The following is a 15,842-nucleotide window of genomic DNA, read 5'->3' as shown; positions in this document are numbered from 1 at the left end:
GATCGGCCTCGTGGGATGTTATAGTATGGCATACCTGATCCAGTGTGACAGTTGCGATCTCGAGCGCGAGTGTACCGACTGGCCAGACGCCAACCGCGACGCCAGGGACCACGAGGCCGAGCACCCCGACCACTGGGTGACGATTCACGAGCTACAGCGGGCCTGACGCCGTCGCTCGGCACCTGGTGGCGATTCCGCTTTCCATAGTCTCTTGTTCGCACGCCACACTGACAGCAGTATGCAGTACTACGAGGATATCGAGGTTGGCGAGACACAAGAGTTCGGCGAGTACACCGTTACGAAGGAGGAAATCCTCGAGTTCGCCGAGCGGTACGATCCGCAGCCGTTTCACACCGACGAGGAGGCGGCCGAGGAGTCCGCGTTCGGCGAGCTGGTCGCCTCGGGGTGGCACACCGCGTCGATCTGCATGCGGCTGCTCGTCGATGGCTCGATCCAGGACCAGGCCAGCATGGGCGCTCGCGGCGTGGACGAACTCCGCTGGAACCAGCCCGTCAGGCCCGGCGATACGCTGTCGGTTCGGACGGAGGTCGTCGACAAGCGCGTCTCCGAGAGCGATCCCAAGCGCGGCTACGTGGACAGCCGCCTCGAGGGGATCAACCAGCACGACGAGGTCGTCATCTCCTGGGTCGGACTGGGAATGGTCGAGCGCCGAACCCCCGACGCGTAGCCGGCCCGCGAAGCGTAGTCACAGCAGTATTCCGGAGCCTAGATCCGACGTAGCGCTAGCGAAGGGACCACGCCGTCGACCACCAACGGTACCTCATTCAGTCGGGCCCGCCTCGAGGTGGGCGCCGAGAATCGCCGTCTGAACAGTCCGCAGATCGGCGTCCTGAATGGTGGCGGCGGCCCGAAACCGCTCGCGAACGTCGGCGACTCGAGTCGGGTCGGCCGCGAGGTGGACGAGATCGAACGCGTCGGGAGCGGTCCGTTCGGCGGCCGCGAAATCCGCCCGGTCGTAGAGGTCGGCAAAGGAGTCCAGCACGCCCGCGACGAGGTCGTCGGTCGCATCGGCGCCCGGATCGCCGACGGGGACCGAATCCGCGGTCTCCTCGAAGTAGGCCTCGACGTCGAGGACGCCCGCTTCGTCGTAGAGATGCTCCTCGAGCGCGTCGGTCACTGGCGCCGAGAGGTAGACTCCGAACACCTTGTATCGGTCGTCGCCGGTCATAGCCGGTCGTTCGGCCCCGAGATACAAATAAGGACGATTAACGGTCGACTCGAGGCCGCGGGCCGCAACGAGAAGCTGCCGCGACCGCGATCGCACGCGCTGCCGAAATCGTCTATCCGTCAGAACCGTCGTCGGAGCTCCATCCGCACCGTCGGCGGGAGGTCGAGCGCCGCCAGCAGTTCGTCCCGCTGGGCCGGATCGCCGTGTCCGGCGGCGAACCCGTTCAGTCGGGCGACGACCGTCGAGTCGACGAACGCGTCGCCGTACAGCGCCTCGAGTTCGTCGCCGACGATCGGCGTCGAGCGAAGTTCGTACTTCTGGTGGTACTCCTCGGCCCGGGTGAACGACTCGAGCCGTTCGACGTCGATCGCGGCCGACCGTCCGGCCCGGTCCTCGAGCGCGGTCCGCTGACCGAGGGCGGTCTCGTACTGATCGTCGTCGCCTGCGAGGACGACGCTTCGATACTGGCGTTTCGGCGCCGTCGACGCCCAGTCGTGGGTCGACCAGTAGGTCTCGAGCAGGTCCTCGTACGACAGTTCGTCCGGGTCGTACTCGAGCTGGACGACCTCGGTGTGGTCGCCGAGCGCGTAGTAGCTGGGCTCCGGCGTCGCGCCGCCGGCGTAGCCGACGCGCGTTCGGACGACGCCCTCGAGCGCGCCGAACCGCGCGTCAGGACCCCAGAAACAGCCCGCGCCGAACGTCGCCGTCTCCGTCTCGCTCGGCGGCACCGTTCCGGCGTCGCGCTCGAGGGACTGGATCGTCGACGCCGTCCGGCTCGCGTTCGAATCGGCCATACTCGGACCGAGGGGCTCGAGACGGATGCGTTCGTCGCCGGACCCGTCGCTGTGCGCCCGTGCGTTGGTCGACTAACCGCCCGCCCACCGTCGGCCCCGCTCAGAACTCGTAGTGAGCGATTTCCGTCGAGCCGCAGGTCGAACACGCCTCGGGCTCGTGGTTGAACTTCTCGCCGCAGTTCCGGCACTCGTAGAGCTCTCCCTCGTCGCCGACGAACTGCTTAATTTTCGTAACGACCCCCATCCACCCACTCGTTCGGGAGAGACGACCATTAATCAACGGGCCAGCATTGTTCTGTAGGCGTCACGTCCGATAACAGTCACGAGCGTCAATATCTCGTGGGAGTCCCAGCGGTCGCGCGTCTCGCCGGAACGACCGGCGGTACTCGCGCGGATTCTCGAGGCGATGTTATCGAGTTCGAATAGCGATTCGGCCGCTGAGAGACGCGGTTCGGGCGGGCGCGTTACGGGACGAAAAATCATATTTGGTGAAATCGAACCGATTCGATACAGATGCCACTCGAGTGTGACGTGAGTCATCGTGAACGACACCGCATCGATTCCCGGGTCGGCCAAAAAGGCGTTCAGACGACGCGGTTCTCGAGGGGCTCGCCCGCCTGAAACCGGTCGAAGTTTCGCAGGAAGACGTCGGCGCACCGCTCCCAGTAGTGGGGGTCGAGCCCGCCATGTGGGGCGTCACGAGCACGTCGTCGCGGTCCCACAGCGGCGACGAGTCGGGAAGGGGCTCCTCCTCGAAGACGTCGAGCGCGGCGCCGCCGAGCTCGCCCGCCTCGAGCGCGTCGACGAGCGCCGACTGCTCGACGACCTCGCCGCGGGCGACGTTGACGAGCACCGCGTCGTCGGGAAGCGCCGCCAGCGCGTCGGCGTCGATCAGTCCGCGGGTCTCGTCGGTCAGCGGGCAGGCGAGGACGAGGTAGTCGCTGACCGCGAGGACGGACTCGAGATCGTCCGGTCCGTAGACGGCGTCCAGCGCCGCGGGCGCGTCGGACGGATCGCGTTTCGTCCCGACGACGCGAGCGTCGAAGGTCGTGCAGTAGTCGGCCACCTGTGAGCCGATTGCACCAACGCCGACGATACCGATCGTTCGATCACCGAGCTCGCGGCCGCCGTGGCGCTCCCACTCGCGTCGGCGCTGCTTGGCGATCGCCCGATCGAACCGCCGTTCGAAGTGGAGCAGATACCCCAGTACCTGCTGGCCGATCGGCTTCGCGTGGATACCCGAGACCGACGTCAGGGCGACGTCCCGGGCGGCGAGGGCGTCGTACTCGTACTCGTCGGTGCCCGCGCTGAGCGCCTGCACCCAGCGCAGGTTCTCGGCCGCGTCCAGCACGTCCTCAGGGAGCCGGCTGGTCACGAGGACTTCGGCGTCGGCCACCGCCTCGAGCACCTCGTCGTCGTCGGCGTGCTCGAGGTCGATCTCGGGTCGACGGTCGCGAATCTCACTGACCAGCTCCGGACCGCCCCCGCTGACCACGTTCGGCGGGACGACGACGGTCATCGACTGGGGCCCCCGTACCCAGTCTCGAATCGGACGCGCGAGATGACTCTCGATCGGTGACGGCGTAGGTGTGGTCGCATACTCGTGGTAGTCGTTGCGCCGACGCCAAAATAGTACACGTTGGCACTCGCCACGCGGGCGTCGACCCGTCGCGGTCGTCGTCTCGCGGCGGCCGTCGCGCCACCCAGGAGAGTCCGCCGTACGAGACGAGCGCCTCCGAAGTCTGCGGCCGCTCACTCCTCGAGCGACGCCGTCGCCGAGCCCGTCAGCAGCGTCTCCCCGTGCTGGGTGGTCGCCTCGAGGGCGACTTCGACGACACCCTCCTCGGCGCAGACCGATTCGAGTTCGCCGGTCGCGACGATCGTGTCCCCGGGGAAGACCCGCGACTGGAAGCGCACGCCGAAGGCGGTGATCGACTCGAGGCCGAACCAGTCGGTGACGACGCGGGAAGCGACGCCGGCGGTGAACATCCCCTGGCCGAAGACGCTCTCGTTGCCCGCCGTGCGGGCGTAGGGCTCGTCGTAGTGGATCGGGTTGAAGTCGCCGCTCGCGCCGGCGTACTTGACGAAGTGTTTGCGCTCGAGGTCGTCGACGACCACCGTCGGACCGCCGTCGCCGACGTCGACTCCGTCGATCGAGCGAACGGTATCGACCGGCTCGGCGGCCGGAACTCGTCCGCCGTTGGCCGTCGGTTCCGGATCGACGGTCGCGTCGGTATCGGCGTCGCTGTCGCTGTTGCTGCCGCTCGAGTCCGCCTGCGCATCGCTATCGGTGGCATCGTCGTCGCCGCTGGCGTCGTCTCTCTCGCTATCCACGGCGCCGGCTGTCTCGATAGCAGTCGCGCGGTCAGTGAGCACGAGGTCCCCGTTCTCGTCTCGGTACTCGGTCTCGTAGACGGCGAAGGTCATCGACCCGGCTCGTCCGCCGTCGCGCTGGTAGACGTCGGTCAGCGTGGTCGTCCCAGTCAGGACGTCGCCGACGAACAGCGGTCGCTCGTACTCGTAGGCCTGCTCGCCGTGGAGGACGTACTCGGGCCGGAAGCCGAGGTCGAAGCCGTACCCCTCGAGGCCGTCGGGGCGATACCGCGGAAACCGGCTCACGCGAGCGTACGTCAGCGGCGCCGGAACGGTCTCGTAGCCCCGTTCTCGAGCGACGCCCTCGTCGCGAAAGAGCGGGTCGGGCTCCGTGATCGCCCGCGCGAACTCCTCGACCTTGCCGCGCTCGATCCGGAACTCCTCGACGGTTGTCCGAGAGTCACCTACCATCGCCTCGAGTTCCGGGAGGGGCTTAGTCGGCACGGGGACCACCTCGAGCGATCCGTTCGTGGGCGGGTTCGAGCGCGCGGTTCCGGCCGATCGGCGACCGACTCGAGTCGGGCGATCCGTGTACCATTTTCGTGACGGTTCGGTGACTGAACGCATAACTGTGTTCCTCGCGGTAGATCGGCGCCATCCCGATGAGACCGTCCCGCTGGTCGCGTTCCCGTCGGTCGTTCTCGTCGTATCGTAGTGGTGGAGAACGGGATCGAGAGCGCGACCGGAGGACAGCAACGGTCCCTCGAGCGGATCGCTCGACCGTTTGCGGTGGCGCGCGCTGGCGGTCGGCCGAACGAACGTGAGGGCGGCCGACCACATTGCGCGAGGGATGAGTGAGCGACCAACGGGAGCGAACGTTAGCGCGGAACCGAAGGTTCCGCGAACCGTGCGAATAGTGCGAGACCAGAGGTCTCGCATACCGTGCGAACGGCCGGAGGCCGTGAGCAGAGGGCGCTTTGCGCCCGTGAGCAGAAATCGGCTGGGGAGGGTGTGGCAATTCCCTGTTGCCACGATAGGTGAATCGTCCCGTCGTATTCCGCTCTCACTGGCGGGCAGGATTTCTACCCCCTCGTCAGCCGATTCGCTCCACCGCGAGCTAGCGCGCACCACCACACACCGATTCTATCGACCGCTCGTGATATCGAGAGAGACGGTATGCAGCGGCTACTTCCCCTCGAACTCCGGCTCGCGGTCCTCGTTGAACGCGGCCGCGCCCTTCGCGTGGTCTTCGGTCTCGAGCAGTTCCCCGAAGAGTTTGGCGTCGTAACGCAGGCCCTCCTCGAGGCCCGACTGCACGGCCATGTGCGCCGAGTCCTTGATCGCCTGGACGGCCAGGGGCGCCTGCCCAGCGAGGTCGGCGACGAACGCGTCGACCTCGTCCTCGAACCCCTCGTCGGAGTAGACGCGGTTGACGATTCCCTCGTCGGCGGCCCGCTGGGCGGAGATGTACTCGCCGGTCATGGCCAGTTCCTTCGCGACCGCGGGGCCGGCCAGCTTCGTCACGTACTGGACGCCGCCGGCGCCGGGGAGGAGCCCGAGGTTGACCTCGGGAAAGCCGAGCGTACTGGACTCGCTCGCCAGCCGGAAATCGCAGGCGAGCGCGGTCTCGAGCCCGCCGCCGAGACAGTAGCCGTCGATCTTCGCGATCACCGGCGCCGGGAAGTCACGGATGTACTCGTAGTGGTCCCGCTCGGAGCTGGCGCCGGCCGACTCCTCGGAGAAGCCGCCGATGTCCGCGCCGGCACAGAACGCCTTCTCGCCGGCGCCCTCGAGGACGACCGCCCGCAGGGCGACGCCGTCGGCGTCCTCGTTTTCGGCCTCGAGACGCTGCAGGCCGGCGATGATGCCCGCCCGAAGCTGGCCGTTCAGCGCGTTGAGCGCGTCCGGCCGGTCCATCGTGATCGTGCCGACGCCGGTCTCGTCGTCGAACGCCACTCGGACTGCATCGAGATCGTCGTCCATACGCGATGATCGCTACTGGGCCCCAAATAAGTGCACGGAGTCGCTCGATGAGCGTCTGAGTGACGGGAATCGTCTCGAACGACGGCGACGATCCCCACTCGGGCGGAACGAATATCTCGCTGGCCATGTGATGGCCCCACATGAACGACGCAGTCATCGTCGACGCGGTCCGGACGCCGTTCGGTAAGCGGGACGGCTCCCTTCGAGACACCCATCCGCAGGATCTGGCGGCGACGCCGCTCGAGGCCCTCGAGGAGCGAACCGGCTTCGACCCCAACGCGATCGAAGACGTGATCTACGGCTGCGTGACGCCGGTCGACGAGCAGGGGCTCAACATCGGCCGGATCGCACCGATGGTCGCCGGCTGGGGCGACGGCGTCCCCGGCGTCCAGCTCAACCGGATGTGCGGCTCCGGTCAGCAGTCCGTGAACTTCGCGGCGACGAACGTGATGGCCGGCCAGCACGACGTTCTCGTCGCCGGCGGCGTCGAGCACATGACCCGCGTCCCGCTCGGTTCCGACGGCGCCGACGGCGTGGCCGGCGAGGGCGCCGTCACGGACACCTACTTCGAGTACTTCGACGAACTGACCCACCAGGGCGAGGGCGCCGAACGGATCGCCGAGGAGTACGGCTTCGACCGCGCGGAACTCGACGAACTCGCCGTCGACTCCCAACGGCGCTGGGGCGAGGCCTGGGAGGAGGGGCGGTACGACGACCAGATCGTGCCGGTTGAGACGGAACTTGATGGAGAGGATGTAGTCGTTGAGCAAGACGAACACCCGCGGCCGGAGACCGACCTCGAGACGCTCTCGAGCCTCCCGCTTTCCTTCCGCGAGGAAGGCGAGGGCGTCCACCATCCCGGTAACTCCTCGGGGATCATCGACGGCTCGAGCGCGCTGCTGATCGCCAGCGAGGAAGCCGCCGAGGCCCACGGGTGGGAGCCGATGGCTCGCATCGTCGCGACCGAGGTCGTCGGCGTCGACCCCGTGACGATGCTCACCGGCCCGATTCCGGCGACCGAGGGCGTCCTCGAGAAGACCGACCTCGAACTCGAGGACATCGACCTCTTCGAGGTCAACGAGGCCTTCGCCTCGGTCGTCGCCGCCTGGCTCGAGGAAACCGGCGTCTCCTGGGAGGACGTGAACGTCAACGGCGGCGCCATCGCCCACGGCCACCCGCTGGGGGCGACCGGCGCGGCGCTGCTGACGAAGTTGGTGCACGAACTCGAGCGCACCGGCGGGGAGCGGGCGCTCTCGACGATGTGTATCGGCTTTGGACAGGGGATCGCGACGATCATCGAGCGGGTCTGAGCCGTCTGTCGCTGCCGTTCCTAGACGGGCGACCTACGCTGTTACCGTGACAACGATGGGAAGCCATACCCTCCATCGGAAATGGTGTGGGGTCGCAGTAATTGAAATCAGGAGTATTGCGTTAAAAGCGGATTCTTCAGACAGTTATTATGGGGGAACGACTCACAGGGAGACACCGAATATAGCCAAGAGACCCGTTATGAGGAAGTACAGGAGAGAACCCCCGAAGAACACTGCCACTGTTATCAGTAAGACCATCTGGAGAACTGACTGTCTAGAATCCGTAGAATCTTCCTCCCGCCGACCCATTCCGGTACCATTATCTATGTAGCCCATCGACTGGAGGGCTGAAGTTTCAGAATCTCCGTCCGCGTTCTCCATTCTAGCTTCAATATCCCCATTTAGACTCCCTTCATCTTCGTCCATAATTATTTCAAAACCATTTATGACAATAAACCTTCCTAGCAATTAGCTATATCTTCTTGAATGAACAGGAGAAACGCTCTGTATTCAGTACGCAGTTATTGAAATCTGTCGGAGATAGTGACAGCCTCTCCAGTACCGCCTCCGCCTGTACTGAACGCTGATTCACACTCTGTTAAAGAAGCCGTCTTACCAACTACTGACGCAAAAATGCCGCCGACGGACGGCGTCCGTTACTCGTCGAGCGCGTCGATGCGTAGGTCCTCGTCGAACTGCAGCGCGTTCTCGATCTCGGTCTCGTCGACGTCGTCGAAGGCCCAACGGGCGATCGAGCGGCGGTGGACCTCGTCGGCGCCGTCGACGATCCGGAACGCGCGGACGTTCTCGTAGAAGTGGGCGATCGGAAGGTCCTTCCCGATCCCGTTGCCCCCGCAACACTGTAAGGCGAGATCGATGGTGTCCTGCGTGACGTTCGCGGTGAACATCTTCGACATGGCGACCTCGATGCGGGCGTCGCTTCGGTCGAGTTCGCGCGCGGCATGACGGACCATACAGCGGGCGGCGTGCAGCCGCGTCTCGGCGTCGGCGATCCGGTGGCGCAGCGCCTGTTTGTCCTCGAGTTTCGTTCCGAACGCCTCCCGCTCCTGCAGGTAGGCCTTCGCGATCTCGAGGGATCGCTGGGCCATCCCGGAGTAGCGCATGCAGTGGGTGAGTCGGCCGCCGCCGAGTCGCATCTGGGCGATGCGAAAGCCCTCGTTCTCCTCGCCGATCGTGTTCTCGAGGGGGACCCGGACGTTGTCGAACTTCACTTCGGCGTGGCCGCCCTCGCGCTCGGTGATGCCGTGGCCGCCGAGGTGGGGGACGTTCCGGACGACCTCGACGCCGTCGGCGTCCCGCGGAACGAGGATGATCGAGGTGCCGTCGTAGGGGTGGGCGTCCAGATCGGTCCGAGCCATCACCAGGTAGAAGTCGGCGTCGAGTCCGTCGGAGGTCCACCACTTGTGGGCGTTGATGACCCACTCGTCGCCGTCCTTGACGGCCGTGCTCTGGAGCATCTTCGGATCCGAGCCGCCGCCCTGTTTGGGCTCGGTCATCGCGAACGCCGACGAAATGTCGCCCTGGACGAGCGGGCGCAGGTACTCCTCCTTCTGGTCTTCCGTGCCGACCATCTCTAAGGTGTGCATATTGCCCTCCTGGGGCGCGTTCGCCCGAATCGCGAGCGCGCCAATCAGCGAGCGGCCGACCTGCTCGAAGGAGGGCAGCATATCGCTGAAGTCCAGCCCCTGGCCGCCGTACTCCTCGGGGACCTGCGGCGCGAACAGGTCGCGCTCTCTGGCCTGCTCCCACAGGTCCTCGATTTCGGCCATCGAAATCCGCTCGCCGGTGGCGAGCGCCTCGCGTTCGCGCGGGATGACGACCTCGTCCATGAAGTCCGCTACGCGACCCGCAACCGCCGTCGCCGTCTCTGAGTCGTGGTACTCCATACCGGGGAATGAACACACAACATTGTAAATGTGCAGCAAAGTAGTCAGCTACAACGTTGTGAAATAAAGTCCAACGGTGTGCTCTCTATGCTGTCGAAGTGACTACTCGAGCGAATCGTCCCGCCGGTCGAGACGGTCGCTACAGCAGGAACCCGCCGACCATCGCCAGCACGAAGACGGCGGCGACGACGGCTAGCGCCTCGTACTTGTACTCCCGTTCGTCGGTCACGTCCGGCGTCGCGAAGACGACCCCGAGCAGGCCGCCGACCGCGACGACGAGCACCGCCACGGCGTAGATCGAGTACAGGAGGTCTGCCATAGAGTAGCATACGCTGCGAAGCGACGTAAATCCCCCGCGGAGGCGTCGGATTCCCGACGGCTCGAGCGGGTGGCGGGCTCGAGTCGGCGACTAACGACGTGACTCGGAGTACCCGAATGCGACGACTCGAGCGGGCGGAAAACCGACCGCGGCGGTCAGTCGTCGGCCTCGCTGGGGCCGTCGTCGCGAGCCGGTCCGCTGCCGTCCGCTGCGGGCGCCCGTTCGGTCGGTCGCTCCTGGGCCCGTTCCCGGCGCTGGCGCAGGTACCGTGCCCGGAGCACGTTGCCGAACACCGAGAGGACGAGCCCGACGAGCAGCACGAAGATTCCGGCGTTGATGCCGATCGTCCGGAGGGCGCTCCCCTCGTCGAACGCCAGCGAGTCAGGCACCGGGTAGCCGCCGTACTCGAGGCTGGCCATCATCACGCTGACGATGCCGACGACGACCAATACGCCCATCACGTTCGTCGCCCACCGCCAGGAGGACTTGCGCCGGAGGCGTTCGATCCCGGTCGTCTCGTGCTCGTCCGGATCGCCGTGGAAGTTCGGCGTCTGCTCTTTCGGCAGGAACGCCTTCATCTCGACGGGGTAAAACGCCGGGTGGAAGCCGTGCTCGAAGGTGTGGAACATCACGCCCATCAGCATGATGACCCCGAGCAGGCCGTGGAAGGCGACGAAGGCCATCACGACCGACTGGGAGTCGTAGAAGTCGATCAGCCAGGTCTTGCGCCAGATGAGCAGCCCCGAGAGCATCAACAGGAGGAGTTCGACGGTGAAGATCCAGATGACGCCCTTGCCGATGTAAGAGATCAGCGGCACCTCGTCGGCCTTGTAGCCCGCGAACTGGCGGGCCGCCGGATGGCGCTCGTCGGCTCGTCCCAGCGCGAACTTGACGTCCTGAACGAAGGCCGTCACGTCGGACGGAGCGGGCAAGACCGACCGGAAGTTGGACCGACTGGCCGACCGAAGCAGCATGTAGGGCACCCAGAACCCGGTCAGCGCGATCAGCGCGAAGCCGGCCAGCCGGTGGATCGAGAGCACGCCCTGGTTGCCGCCCATCAGCTCGACAAGCCACCACAGCTCCGTGTTGAAGGCGATAGCGTACCCCGTGAAGAACAGGATGAACACCGTCAGCGCCAGCAGCGAGTGGAACATCGTCGTCACCCGCGAGAACTTCCCGTGATCGAGGTTCGTCACCGTCGATCACCCCCGTCGGGATCGGCTGAATCGTCGGCCGAACCGTCCCTCGAGGCCGCCGTTCGATCGCTCGAGCCGTTGTCGGTCGTCTCCGGAACGCCGCCGTCAGATCTTCGGTCTGACGAGGATCGCGGTCCTGCGGACCGCTCACCCCCGTCCGTCGCCGCCGCGCTCTCTCCGGCGCGACTCGAGCCCGCGGGCGGCCGCATCCGGGTCGCCAGTCGGCGGAACGCGGCCCAGTGGATGAACACCATCAGGAGGATGAAGATCCCCATGACGACGTCGGCCAGGTGGACCAGGGTGATGGCGGCCTCGAGGATCGGGCCCGTGTTGCCGACGACCCAGTCGGCGCCGACGCCGCCGCCCTCGATAGTCGGGCGGACCCGCATGACGTCCTCGAAGAACGGGGCGCGCCCGGTGACGAGCGCGACGGCGCCGACCGCCAGTCCGAGGCCGAACAGGGCGCTGAACAAGAAGGCGAGACGGCCCGACCAACCGCCGCCGTCGTCGCCGCTCCCGTCGCTCCCGTCGCCGCCGGACCCCTCGCCGGTGGCCGGGCCGGGCCCGGCGTCCGCTCGCTGTTCGTCGGACGGTACTCCATCCTGTGCCTCGCGTTTCCGGGCGCTCGAGGCGGCCTCCCGATCGACCGCGTCGGTCGTCCGCTCGCGCTCGCTGGCGGCCCGGACGTCGTCGCCTGCGTGGTCGTGCGTGTCCGCTGATCGGTCGTCGCTCATGGTCACTGGAAGAGTTGGGCGTCCTCCTCGCCGAAGATGATCGCCATGGCCTCGTCGTTGAAGAACGGCTGGCTGTCGCGGGCCTCGAGTTCGTCGGCGATCTCGCCGGCGCCGCCGACGAGGATGGCGTCGGTCGCACACTCCTCGGCGCAGGCCGGCCCTTTCTGGACCTCCTGGCGTTCGCGACAGCCGGTGCACTTGTCCATGATGCCGCCGGTGCCGAAGATCTGGGCCGCGCCGTCGTTGCTGTCGGGGAACTGCGGCGCACCGAACGGACAGCCCGACAGGCAGTACTGGCAACCGACGCAGAGGTCCTCGTGGACCGACACGAAGCCGTCGTCTTCCTTCTGGAGGGCGTTGGTCGGGCAGACCGAGACGCAGGGCGCGTTCTCGCAGTGGTAACACTGCATCGGCAGGCTGGTCTCGCCGGGGTTCTCCCCCGCGGCCAGCCGGCCGGTCTTGTCGGCGTTCTCGCCCTGCGGGCCGGCGACGCCCTCGGCCATGGTCGTGATGTCGATGCGCTGGTTGTCGATCTCCCGGTCCCAGGTGCGTTTGCAGGCGACGACGCAGCCGCCGCAGTCGATACAGGCCTCGACGTCGGGGAAGATCCGCATCCCCTCGCCGGTGCTCATGACGCCCTGGCTCATCACCTGTCCGGAGGATTCGTCCTGTGTCATAGTTGCTCACCGCCGTTCTCCATGTCCCACTCGCGGACGTCGTACTGTTTCTGCGCTCCGAGGCCGCCCTCGTCCTGCGGGTAGTCGATGAACTCCATGTCAAGGTCGTCGACCACGCTCTGGGTCGCTTTCTGGACGTGGACGACGCCCGACTTCGTCTCCTGCATCTGCGTCTCCGCGTCGAACCCGCTGGGCGTGATGATGTTCGCGCTCTCGCCGATCGCCAGCGGTTCGGTGCCGTCGGGCCAGTTCGGCGTCCTGTCCTCGCCGTGGAAGACCCCGCCCCAGTGGTAGGGCAGGAAGACCTCCTCGTCGTTGACGCGGTTGGTCACGTTGGCCTTCACGAGGATCGACCCCTTGTCGGCCGACGTGACGACGACGTGATCGTCGCCGCCGACGACGTCGAGTTCCTCGGCCAGACTGGGGCTGATCTCCGCGTACATGTGCGGCTGCCGGTCGGCGGTATACTTGTTGTTCCGCGTCTCGGCGCCGCCGCCCTGGTGTTCGACCTGCCGGCCCGACGTCATGATCACGGTTCGGCCGCTCTCGAAGTCGCTGCCGAGCTCCGTGTGGACCGCTGCAGTCGCCTGCTCCTGTACGCTCGCGTTGTTCTGATCGAGTCGCCAGAAGTTGGTCTGCTCGCCGTTGGCCGGCCACTCCTCGACCAGATCGGGTCGCGGGCTCTCGACGGGCTCGCGGTGGACCGGCACCGTGTCGATGAAGTTCCAGACGACCGCACGGGCCTTTCCGCGCCCCGTCGGCGGGTCGGGCTGTTCGTAGTCGTACTCCTCGAACTCCGCGGGATCGACGTCCACCTGATCGCCGTACTGCTCGTCGACCGCCTGGGCCGCCTCGTACACCGAGACGTCCTCGTCGAGGGCCGCCTGCACCGGCAGCGTCTGGCTCGAGGCCTCGGTGGGGTCGTCGGGCAGGATCGTCGCGTAGCCGGGATACGACGGCACGCCCTGGATCTCCTGGTCGTCCCACCACGGCGCCTCGAACGAGCCGGCGATGAGGTCCAGTCCGTCCTCGCCCTGCTGGTCGACGGTCTCCTGTAAGGGGTACTCCTTGTCGACGTCCATCTCCGTCCACTCCTGGGGCGTCGGGGCCTGCTGGCCCCAGTTGACCCGGAAGTCGTGGCCGCCGTCGCGGGGGTCGGCCTCCTTCGTCCAGATGATCGGCGATCCCGGGTGGTCGTCGCCCCAGTAGGGCCAGGGGAGCGACCAGTAGTCGCCGTCGACGGGCGTGCCGGTGTTCTCCGCCCGCAGGTCCTCGGTGCTGAACGCCCAGTCGTACTCGTGGTGTTGCTGGAGTTTCTCCGGCGGCTGCTGGTAGCCGATCGAGCGCACTCCGAGGTTGATCTCCCGGAGCGCGTCCTCGTAGGAGCTCCGGCCGTTGTGTTGTTCCGGTCCCGACCCCCAGTCGAAGTGCTCGCCGAAGCCCATGTAGTCGGCCAGCTCCTGCATGATCTGGAGGTCGGGCTTGGAGTTGTGCGCCGGCGTCGCGACGGCCTCGCTCCACTGGACCGACCGGTGGGAGTTGGTCACCGACCGGACGTGCTCGTACTGGCTCGAGGCCGGCAACAGGAGGACGTCCGCGTCGTCGGGCAGCGTACTGGAGATCGCCGGGAAGACGTCGACGACGACCAGCAGGTCCAGCGCCTCCATGGCCCGTTTCATCTTGTCCATCTCGCTGATCGAGTTCGCCGAGTGCCCCCAGAAGAAGGCCATCTTCAGCGGGTTCGGCTGATAGAGGTTCGAGTCGAGCAGTCGGTCCTCCTGGCCCAGCGCGGCCTCGTACCAGCGGGCGACGGTCAGCCCGCGCTGGAACATCATCGACTGGGGATCCGGCTCCTCGAGCGGAGCGTCCTCCTGGAGCCCCTCGTCCTCGCTGCCTTCGCTGTCACCGCCTTCGTCGCCGCCGCTTCCGTCCTCCTCGCCGTTGGGCGATTCGCCCTCGTCCTCCGAGTCGGACTCTCCCTCTTCGACCGAGGCGGGGACCTCGAGGCCCGCCCACATCTCGTCGGGCATCCGCTCGAAGTTCCGGTAGAGGTCCTCGAAGGAGATGCTCCCGCTGGTCCAGGGGCTCCGGTTCCAGACCGACGACCAGTGCTCCCACGAGCCGGGCGCGTCGACGCCGTAGTAGCCCGGCAGGATGCTCGCGTCGACGCCGAGGTCTGTCGCGCCCTGTACGTTCGCGTGGCCGCGCATGACCTGGAGGCCGCCGCCGGAGCGGGCCGCGCTCCCGGTCGCGAGGCTAAAGAGCGCGTACGCGCGGATGTTCTGGGTCCCGTTGTTGTGCTGGGTGCCGCCCATCGCCCACTCGACCTGGATGTGCGGCGAGTTCTCGACGATCAGGTCGCCGATCTGCTCGAGATCCTCCTGGTCGATCCAGGTGATGTCGGCGACGGTCTCGAGGTCGTACTGGTCGAGTTCGGCCTCGACGTCGGGCCAGCCCATCACGCGGTCCCCGAGGAACTCGTCGTCGAGTTCTCCCTGCTCGCGGACGTAGTTGAGCAGCCCGAAAACCAGCGCGACGTCCGTCCCAGGCCGGAGTCGGTGGAAGTAGTCGGCGTGGGCCGACGTCTTCGTGTACCGAGGGTCGATCGAGACGATCGTGCCGCCCCGCGCCTGCCCCTCGAGGATGTGTTGCATCGCGATCGGGTGGGACTCGGCGGGGTTCTGCCCGAGGATGATCAATAGGTCGAAGTTGCGGTAGTCGTTGATCGTGTTCGTCATCGCGCCGAACCCCCAGGTGTTGGCGAGCCCGGTGACGGTCGGCGAGTGGCAGATCCGCGCCTGGTGGTCGACGTTGTTCGTCCCCATGAACGCCGCGAGCTTCCGGCTGGCGTAGGCCGCCTCGTTCGAGTGGTGGGCGCTGCCCAGGAGCATCACGCTCTCGCGGCTGTACTCCTCGACGGTCTCCTCCCAGGTGTCGGCGATCTCCTGATAGGCCTCGTCCCACGTCACCTGCCGCCACTCGCCGTCTTCCTTTCGCATCGGGTGTTTCAGCCGCTTGGGCGAGTGCTCGGTCTCGAGGATACCCGCACCCTTCGAGCAGAGCGAGCCGTTGTTGATCGGGTTCTCGAACCACGGCTCCTGACCGACGAAGGAGTTGCCGTCCTTGACGGCCTTGAACCCGCAGCCGACGGCGCAGTAGTTGCAGATCACCTTCGCCGTCTCTTCCCCCTCGGGAACGCCGTCGTCCTCTTGTTCCTCCTGGGTGCCGAGGACGTGGCCCGTCACGCCGCCGCCGAGGAAGACCCCTCCGGCGAGCGCGCTCGCCTTCATGAACGAACGCCTGTCGAGGTCGATCGTGACCGGCTCGTCCGCCGCGCTCATGGCATCACGCCCGTTGTCGCGACGACCGCGAGTGTACCTTCCCGTCGATTCGTCTCTGTGCTACGTACACCCATGATAA

The 15,842-nt window shown here is 66.6% G+C and carries 14 protein-coding genes and 2 pseudogenes; 3 read left to right on the top strand and 13 right to left on the bottom strand.

Annotation, left to right across the window (positions count from 1 at the left end):
* Positions 1–25: 25 nt before the first annotated feature.
* Together C477_RS24130 and C477_RS12020 are read left to right on the top strand one after the other, a co-directional pair.
* Positions 26–166 carry a hypothetical protein gene (locus C477_RS24130; protein WP_008894766.1) on the top strand — a complete coding sequence of 47 codons (141 nt, stop codon included), beginning with the start codon at positions 26–28 and terminating at the stop codon, positions 164–166.
* 42 nt (positions 167–208) lie between these two features.
* A pseudogene (locus tag C477_RS12020) lies at positions 209–688 on the top strand (MaoC family dehydratase); the annotation flags it as partial.
* A gap of 93 nt (positions 689–781) precedes the next feature.
* On the opposite strand, the gene C477_RS12015 reads toward C477_RS12020, so the two are convergent.
* From C477_RS12015 to C477_RS11995, 6 genes and pseudogenes are all read right to left on the bottom strand, one after another.
* Positions 782–1,189 (bottom strand): hypothetical protein, encoded by a 408-nt coding sequence (locus tag C477_RS12015; RefSeq protein WP_008894764.1) that lies wholly within the window; start codon positions 1,187–1,189, stop codon positions 782–784.
* A gap of 119 nt (positions 1,190–1,308) precedes the next feature.
* Entirely contained in the window at positions 1,309–1,983 is a 675-nt protein-coding gene (locus C477_RS12010) for a peptide-methionine (S)-S-oxide reductase MsrA (RefSeq protein WP_008894763.1), read from the bottom strand.
* A gap of 100 nt (positions 1,984–2,083) precedes the next feature.
* A complete protein-coding gene (locus C477_RS24125) occupies positions 2,084–2,227 on the bottom strand; it encodes a hypothetical protein (RefSeq protein WP_008894762.1) in 144 nt (47 codons plus the stop codon).
* Between the two features lie 340 nt (positions 2,228–2,567).
* Positions 2,568–3,502: pseudogene (locus C477_RS12005) on the bottom strand (D-2-hydroxyacid dehydrogenase).
* Positions 3,503–3,735: 233 nt separating this feature from the next.
* Entirely contained in the window at positions 3,736–4,800 is a 1,065-nt protein-coding gene (locus C477_RS12000) for an FAS1-like dehydratase domain-containing protein (RefSeq protein WP_049914516.1), read from the bottom strand.
* Positions 4,801–5,481: 681 nt separating this feature from the next.
* Entirely contained in the window at positions 5,482–6,279 is a 798-nt protein-coding gene (locus C477_RS11995; RefSeq protein WP_008894759.1) for an enoyl-CoA hydratase/isomerase family protein, read from the bottom strand.
* A gap of 140 nt (positions 6,280–6,419) precedes the next feature.
* Between C477_RS11995 and C477_RS11990 the strand changes: the two genes are divergently transcribed.
* On the top strand, positions 6,420–7,589 hold the full coding sequence (locus tag C477_RS11990) for a thiolase family protein (RefSeq protein WP_008894758.1): 1,170 nt from the start codon (positions 6,420–6,422) through the stop codon (positions 7,587–7,589).
* Between the two features lie 162 nt (positions 7,590–7,751).
* Here C477_RS11990 and C477_RS11985 read toward each other — a convergent pair whose 3' ends face one another.
* From C477_RS11985 to C477_RS11955, 7 genes are all read right to left on the bottom strand, one after another.
* Positions 7,752–8,015, bottom strand: coding sequence for a hypothetical protein (locus C477_RS11985; protein ID WP_008894757.1), 264 nt, complete (start codon positions 8,013–8,015; stop codon positions 7,752–7,754).
* Positions 8,016–8,245: 230 nt separating this feature from the next.
* Positions 8,246–9,496 carry an acyl-CoA dehydrogenase family protein gene (locus C477_RS11980; RefSeq protein WP_008894756.1) on the bottom strand — a complete coding sequence of 417 codons (1,251 nt, stop codon included), beginning with the start codon at positions 9,494–9,496 and terminating at the stop codon, positions 8,246–8,248.
* 139 nt (positions 9,497–9,635) lie between these two features.
* On the bottom strand, positions 9,636–9,815 hold the full coding sequence (locus C477_RS11975) for a hypothetical protein (RefSeq protein ID WP_008894755.1): 180 nt from the start codon (positions 9,813–9,815) through the stop codon (positions 9,636–9,638).
* Between the two features lie 155 nt (positions 9,816–9,970).
* Positions 9,971–11,011 (bottom strand): cytochrome b/b6 domain-containing protein, encoded by a 1,041-nt coding sequence (locus C477_RS11970; RefSeq protein WP_008894754.1) that lies wholly within the window; start codon positions 11,009–11,011, stop codon positions 9,971–9,973.
* Complete coding sequence (locus C477_RS11965) at positions 11,008–11,745, bottom strand: hypothetical protein (protein ID WP_049914503.1); 738 nt, start codon at positions 11,743–11,745, stop codon at positions 11,008–11,010. The genes C477_RS11970 and C477_RS11965 overlap by 4 nt, the downstream gene beginning before the upstream one ends.
* 2 nt (positions 11,746–11,747) lie before the next feature.
* Positions 11,748–12,422 carry a 4Fe-4S dicluster domain-containing protein gene (locus C477_RS11960; protein ID WP_012943512.1) on the bottom strand — a complete coding sequence of 225 codons (675 nt, stop codon included), beginning with the start codon at positions 12,420–12,422 and terminating at the stop codon, positions 11,748–11,750.
* The gene (locus tag C477_RS11955) at positions 12,419–15,763 is read right to left on the bottom strand and encodes a molybdopterin-dependent oxidoreductase (protein ID WP_008894751.1); all 3,345 of its coding nucleotides are present in this window, start codon (positions 15,761–15,763) and stop codon (positions 12,419–12,421) included. Before C477_RS11955 ends, C477_RS11960 begins: the two co-directional genes overlap by 4 nt.
* Positions 15,764–15,842: the final 79 nt, after the last annotated feature.

Origin of the sequence: Haloterrigena salina JCM 13891, assembly GCF_000337495.1 — an archaeon.
Classification (GTDB): Archaea; Halobacteriota; Halobacteria; order Halobacteriales; family Natrialbaceae; genus Haloterrigena; species Haloterrigena salina.
This window is presented reverse-complemented; position numbering and strand designations above follow the sequence as displayed.